Origin of the sequence: Mesorhizobium sp. M7A.F.Ca.US.005.03.2.1 (assembly GCF_003997795.1) — a bacterium.
Classification (GTDB): domain Bacteria; phylum Pseudomonadota; class Alphaproteobacteria; order Rhizobiales; family Rhizobiaceae; genus Mesorhizobium; species Mesorhizobium ciceri.
Map to the genome: position 1 here is coordinate 1 of NZ_RZRP01000366.1, position 6,022 is coordinate 6,022.

General features: G+C 64.5%; 5 protein-coding genes. All 5 read right to left on the reverse strand.

The genetic code is table 11. From position 1 onward, the window contains the following. On the reverse strand, positions 1 to 1,552 hold a 1,552-nt coding region (ffh, locus tag EN991_RS20050), incomplete at its 3' end, for a signal recognition particle protein (protein WP_127369376.1). A gap of 290 nt (positions 1,553 to 1,842) precedes the next feature. After that, a complete protein-coding gene (locus tag EN991_RS20055) occupies positions 1,843 to 2,793 on the reverse strand; it encodes a CPBP family intramembrane glutamic endopeptidase (protein ID WP_127369377.1) in 951 nt (316 codons plus the stop codon). A 172-nt stretch (positions 2,794 to 2,965) separates the two neighbouring features. Further along, positions 2,966 to 3,565, reverse strand: coding sequence for a DUF1236 domain-containing protein (locus tag EN991_RS20060; RefSeq protein WP_027162879.1), 600 nt, complete (start codon positions 3,563 to 3,565; stop codon positions 2,966 to 2,968). 63 nt (positions 3,566 to 3,628) lie between these two features. After that, positions 3,629 to 4,726, reverse strand: a complete 1,098-nt coding sequence (locus EN991_RS20065; protein WP_013528805.1) for a putative zinc-binding metallopeptidase — start codon at positions 4,724 to 4,726, stop codon at positions 3,629 to 3,631. A gap of 91 nt (positions 4,727 to 4,817) precedes the next feature. Then, the coding region (locus tag EN991_RS20070; RefSeq protein ID WP_164769218.1) for an NAD(P)/FAD-dependent oxidoreductase at positions 4,818 to 6,022 on the reverse strand (1,205 nt) is incomplete at its 5' end.

The window sequence follows — 6,022 nt, forward strand, 5'->3', positions numbered from 1 at the left end:
GTTTCATGCCGCCGGGCAAACCTGGCATGCCGCTGGGCAGGCCACCGCCGCCGGGAAGGCCTTTCATGCCGCCGCCTAGGCCGGCTGCCTGCGCCTGCTTCTGCAAGGCTTCGAGCTGCTTGGGGTCCATCTTCGACAGGTCCGGCATGCCGCCGCCCATCATGCCACCCATACCGCCGGGCATCATGCCGCCGAGGCCCATCTTGGAGGCGAGGCCGCCCATCATGCCGCGCATCAGGCCGCCGCCTTTGCCCTTGCCGCCCATCGCCTTCATCATGTCGGCCATGCCGCGATGCATTTTGAGCAGCTTGTTGATTTCGGCCGCGTCGGTGCCGGAACCGGCAGCGATGCGCTTCTTGCGCGAATGCTTGAGCAAATCGGGATTGGCGCGCTCTGCCTTGGTCATCGACGAGATGATGGCGAGCTGGCGGCCGAACATCTTGTCGTCGAGACCGGCGGCGGCCATCTGGTCCTTCATCTTGCCCATGCCGGGCATCATGCCCATGATGCCGCCCATGCCGCCCATCTTCGACATCTGCTGAAGCTGGCCGGCGAGATCGTTCAGGTCGAACTTGCCCGACTGCATCTTCTTGGCCATCGCCGCCGCCTGTTCGGCGTCGATGTTCTCGGCGGCCTTTTCGACGAGCGAGACAATGTCGCCCATGCCGAGGATGCGGTCAGCGATGCGCTTGGGGTGGAATTCCTCCAGCCCGTCCATCTTTTCGCCGGTGCCGATCAGCTTGATCGGCTTGCCGGTGACGGCGCGCATCGAAAGGGCAGCACCGCCACGGCCGTCGCCGTCCATGCGGGTCAGCACGAGACCGGTGATGCCGACGCGCTCGTCGAAGCTCTTGGCCAGGTTGACGGCGTCCTGGCCGGTCAGCGAATCGGCGACCAGCAGGATTTCGTGCGGGCTCGATACCTTCTTGATGTCGGCCATCTCGACCATCAGCGGCTCGTCGATATGGGTGCGGCCGGCGGTGTCGAGGATGACGACGTCGTGGCCGCCGAGCTTGGCCGCCTGCACGGCGCGGCGCGCGATGTCGACCGGCGACTGGCCGTCGATGATCGGCAGCGTGGCGACCTTGACCTGTTCGCCGAGCTGGCGAAGCTGCTCCTGCGCGGCGGGGCGCCGCGTGTCGAGCGAGGCCATCAGGACCTTCTTGTTCTGACGCTCGGAAAGACGCTTGGCGATCTTGGCCGAAGTGGTCGTCTTGCCGGAACCCTGCAGGCCGACCATCATGATGACGACCGGCGCCGGGGCATTGAGATCGATGGCGACGCCTTCAGCGCCGAGCATGTCGACCAGTTCGTCATGAACGATCTTGACGACCATCTGGCCGGGCTTGATCGACTTGACCACGGCAGCGCCGACGGCCTTCTCGCGCACCTTGTCGGTGAAGGAGCGCACCACTTCCAGCGCCACGTCGGCTTCGAGCAGCGCACGGCGCACCTCGCGCAGCGCCGCCGAGACATCAGCCTCCGACAGCGCGCCGCGGCCGGTCAGGCCGTTCAGGATCGAACCAAGACGTTCCTGTAGCGATTCAAACATTCGTTTTCCTTTTCCCTGGCACCCGGATGGTGCCCGAGAGGTAATGCGTTCGCGCCCAGTGTCCAACCAAAAGTCCAAGCAAAAGCCAAAACCAAAAAGCACCCGGGGGCGCTCAGCGCTGCCGGGTGTTGGCCTCCAGGATCGATTTACAGCACTTCACCTCAAAGAGGTTTCGGCGTCCTGGTCGGCTTGCTCGGAGGGATACTCGTCGCGGAATTCGGGGCGTGTAGACAGGAAATCTGCGCAAGAGTCAAGACAAGGGCCGGGTAGCGTCATTCCCGGACCCGCATTCAGGCCGTGCTCGTGCGGTCCGGAAGCTCGGCGGCGACCTTGAGCGGCGAGCGCGGATGCAAAAGCAGCCCGATGGTCAGCAGGCTGCAGGCGATGCCGATGAAGGCGATGAGAACCGCATCCGACGTTGCCCAGCCCGGTCCCTCGAGCGGCCTGGCGTTGAACAGGGCGAAGGAATTGTAGCTTTCCTGATGCGAGATCAGCAGGAAGCCGGTCAGGTTGTTGCCGAGATGAGCACCCAGCGCGGCGCCGAGATTGCCTGTTGCGTAAACGACAAGCGTCAGCAGCAACGCGAAAGCGGCGATCGACGCCAGCACACAGGCGTTGATGGCTGGCGACGAACTCGCACTCCAATGCAGCGAGGTGAACAGCAGGGCCGGCAGCAGCGCCCAGATGAACGGGCTCTTGAACCGGCTGGCGAGACCGCGCAGCAGGTAGCCGCGAAACAGCAACTCTTCCGACGAGGTCTGCAACAGAGTGAGCGCGGCGATCGGGATCGCAAACAGCAGCCAGGACGACAGGCTGATCGGGCCGCGCGCGATCTGCGGCTGCAAGAGATAGAGCAGGATTTCGGAGATCAACGAGGTGATCAGCACCGCGATCAGCCCCTTGAGGAAGCCGGACCACGAAACACGCCGGCTGTTGCCGAGCAGCGCCGACAGCTTCTCGCCATGCACCCAGCGCATCGCGACCCACAGGCCGATCCAGATGCCGGCGAACGAGACGAGCGCGGCGAGGATGCCGATGGGCGAGGCGAGGAAACCCTGCATGCCGGATGATGGGGCCGCCTGCCGGGCGAAGAAGGCATAGGTGCCGCCGACCAGCACGGCCACGGTGGTTGCTGCCCAAAAAAGGACAACGATCCCCGTTCCGAGCAACAGGCGCGGCAAGGTCGTCCTGGCGTTCGGCGAATGCCTGTAGCGCTCGAAGGCGGCCGGATCGATGGTCACGCGGGCTCCTTTGCCAAAGTCATCGCCTATTGACTAATCGATGGCCCGGAAAATCGGAATCGTTTTCCGCAAAGCACAACCCTCAAAGCAGCGTCGGCGCAGAAGAGGCGGCGCTGCGGTGCCGCCTGCCGGCGGCCGCTGCTGTGGCAGCGGCCGCTTATGCCAATTGTCGTCAGCGCACGACGTACATGATGCGCCGGGTCTGCGGATCGATCAGCGCCCGCTGGCCGTTCACATAGACATAGCGGTAATTGTAGTCCGGAATCTCGCGCAGCTCGACGGTGTCGGGCAGGGTCGCGCCGGTGACCACTTCGCCTTCCAGATAGATGGGATCGAGGCGATGCGTGTCGACATAGGTGCGGACTTCAGCCGGGGGCGGCGGGAAGTCATCGACGACCGGATCGCTGGCGATGATCGCGCCGGTATAATCGGTCGAGTAGTTGCCGATGTCCTCCGGCGGCGAGACGACAGCAACGCTGGCGCGCCGTTGCGTCAGCACCACCCGGCTGCCGCCTATATCGGCCGTCACATAGTCGGAATAGACCCAGCCCTGGCCGCCGGCCTCGGCTATGGTGCACCATTTGCTGTTTTCGATGCAGCCATTGAGCGTTGCCGACTGACCGGCGGCGAGCACGCCGATGACAGGGTATTGCGGGCCGGGTCCGGCGCGAACGTTAAGGTCGGTGACGGCTGAGACGGCGGTGTCGGCAAACGCGGCGCCCGACATCACGGTCAGCATTCCGGCGACCGCCGGAAACAACAGGGATTTCATGGTTTCTCTCCGTTTTCATGGTCCCTCGCCAGCGAAAACGGGGCAGCAGCTCATGCGTTCCCGCTAAAGCGCCTGTGCCAACTCACGATTTGTTCCCTGTTCTCCAGGCAAATCGGTCAGAAGTTCGTGAACGAAGTCCAATTTCCGCGCCGTGACGTCCGAAATGACAAAGGGATAGAGGTCCGGCAGGCCCATGCAGCGGTTGATCGAATTGGAGGCTTCCGACAGCACCAGCCAGCGGGCAAGGATCTTTTCGAAAGACTCGGGCGCGGTCGGCGGCTCCGAGGGTGCGGCCTGCAATTCGCCGCCGGTGTCGCCGCGCGGCAAGTCGTTGGCCTCCACCGTCTCCAGCCGGCCGAGCGGAAAGTTCAGTGCGTGCACCATTTCCAGCGTGTCGGTGATGTGCAGGTGGTGAGCCCAGGTCTCGGCCCAGTCCTCCCATGGATGCGAGGTCGCATAGGCCGAGATGTGGCCTTGCTGCCAGTCGGGCGGCGCACCATTGGCATAATAGGCCTTCAGCGCCTGTTCGTAATCGGCGCGGTCATCGCCGAACAGTGCGCGGAAAGCTTCGAGCCGGTGCGGATCGTCGCGGATCAGGCGGTCCCAATAATAGTGCCCAAGCTCATGACGGAAATGACCGAGCAAGGTGCGGTAGTTCTCGCCCATCTCGACGCGGCGCTTTTCGCGCTCGGCCGAATCCGCCTCGGCGACGTTGAGCGTGATCAGGCCATTGTCGTGGCCGGTCAGGATCCGCTCGCCGCCGGGGCCGCCGCCGATCGGATCGGCGAGGAAGTCGAAGGCCAGCCCGATCTCGTCGGCGGGGTTCTGCTTGGGCGCCACCGGCAGCCCGAAGGCCAGCAGCGAATAGATGGCGCGCTTCTTCGCCGCTTCGACACGGATCCAGCGGCGGCGGTTGCCGTCGACGGAGAGATCCGGGATCAACTGGTTGAGCGCACAGGCGCGGCAAAAGGCGTGTCCGGGCTCGGCCATCCAGTTGCAGGCGCATTCATCGGCGTTGGTGCACTGGAAGATGCCGTCGGCGCTCGCCAGCGCGAAACAGGCGTGCTCGGGATCGTAGAGCACGGGGTTCCCGCAGTTCAGGCACTGGGCGTTCTCGAAATAGATGCGATGGCCGCAATGGGGGCAGTCGAAGAGTTTCATGTCGGTCTCAATTCACCGGAGGTGACATAGATGTTCACGGCGGCCCGTGCCCAACGCGAACAGCCGCGCGGCGTTCCACATTTTCCTGAAGCTATTTGGCCGCAAGCTGGGCGACAACCTGTCTTGCCACCGCTTCGCCCGACAGCCGTGCGCCGCCGCAGGTCTGCATTAGCGGGCCGGCCAAGTGCTCGCCGGCGAAGAAGATCTTGTCGGCCACCGGCTGCATGAGCGCGGCGCGCGCCAGGGAACGGCCAGGGCGGGCGGCGGCGTAGGCGCCGCGCACGAAGCGCTCGCCGCCCCAATTGGTCATCATGGCGCGTCCGACATGCTTGCGCGTATCGCCACCGAAGATGCCGCACAGCCGGTCGACGACGAAGTCGATGCCGGCCGCCTCGCCGGCCGCCGACATTTCCCAGGCGAAATCGCCGCCGACGAACCCGACCATCAGGTCAAGGTCGAACGGGAAGCACAGGAAATAGATGTCGTGCCTGGCCATCCGTTCGATCAGCAGGTCGTCGAAAGGCTGCAGCCCGAGCCTTGTGCCCGATATTTCGACCGGCAATTTGGTCAGCATGCCCATCGGCAGGTCGAAGAAGGCGCCAAAATGGGTGTCGGGCAGGGCCGGCGAGAACGCGATCTCCTCGAAGGCGAGCACCGCCGGCGAAGCGGTCACGATCACCGCTTTGGCGCGGACGGTGCCGCGATCGGTGACGCAGGCGACGCCGGGCACGTCCCACAGGATCTTGCGTACCGGCGTCGACAGTTCGACCGGCACGCCGGCGCCGAAACGCGCCACCAGCGCGCCAAGGCCCTCCTTGCTGAAGTAGTTCGGGTCGAGATCGGCGGCGGCCTGGAAGTCCAGGATCGAGATTTCGTCCTCGTCGGCGCCGAAATCCATCGGCCCGGCGAAGGTGGCGGCGGCGCGCGGCGCATGGCCTTTTGCCAACAGCGCCGAAAGACGATCGTCATCTCCGTCCTTCACTTCATGCCTGGCCAGCAGTTCGAACAGCTTGGCGTCGGCGGCCTTCATGTCGGCTTCTTCCGCTTCGCTCGCCTTGCGCTCGCGGTAGTAGAGATGATCGACATTCATGTCGTGATGATGCAACGTCCAGCCTGCCACTTGCGCTTCGGGAAAATAGGGATTGCGGTCGGCGGCATGCAGCCAGGCGCAGCCGATGTCGAAAGGCACGCCGAAATGCTGGTCGCTGGTCCAGGCTCGCCCGCCGATTCTGTCCATCGCTTCGAGCAGCGTGAAGGAAAGCCCCGCCGCCTGCAGGGTTTTGGCAGCGGCAAGAC

Excerpts from the sequence above, each read along its gene's own strand:
- EN991_RS20060 (WP_027162879.1), bottom strand. The coding sequence starts at position 3,565 with ATGAAATCCCTGTTGTTTCCGGCGGTCGCCGGAATGCTGACCGTGATG.
- EN991_RS20065 (WP_013528805.1), bottom strand. The coding sequence starts at position 4,726 with ATGAAACTCTTCGACTGCCCCCATTGCGGCCATCGCATCTATTTCGAG.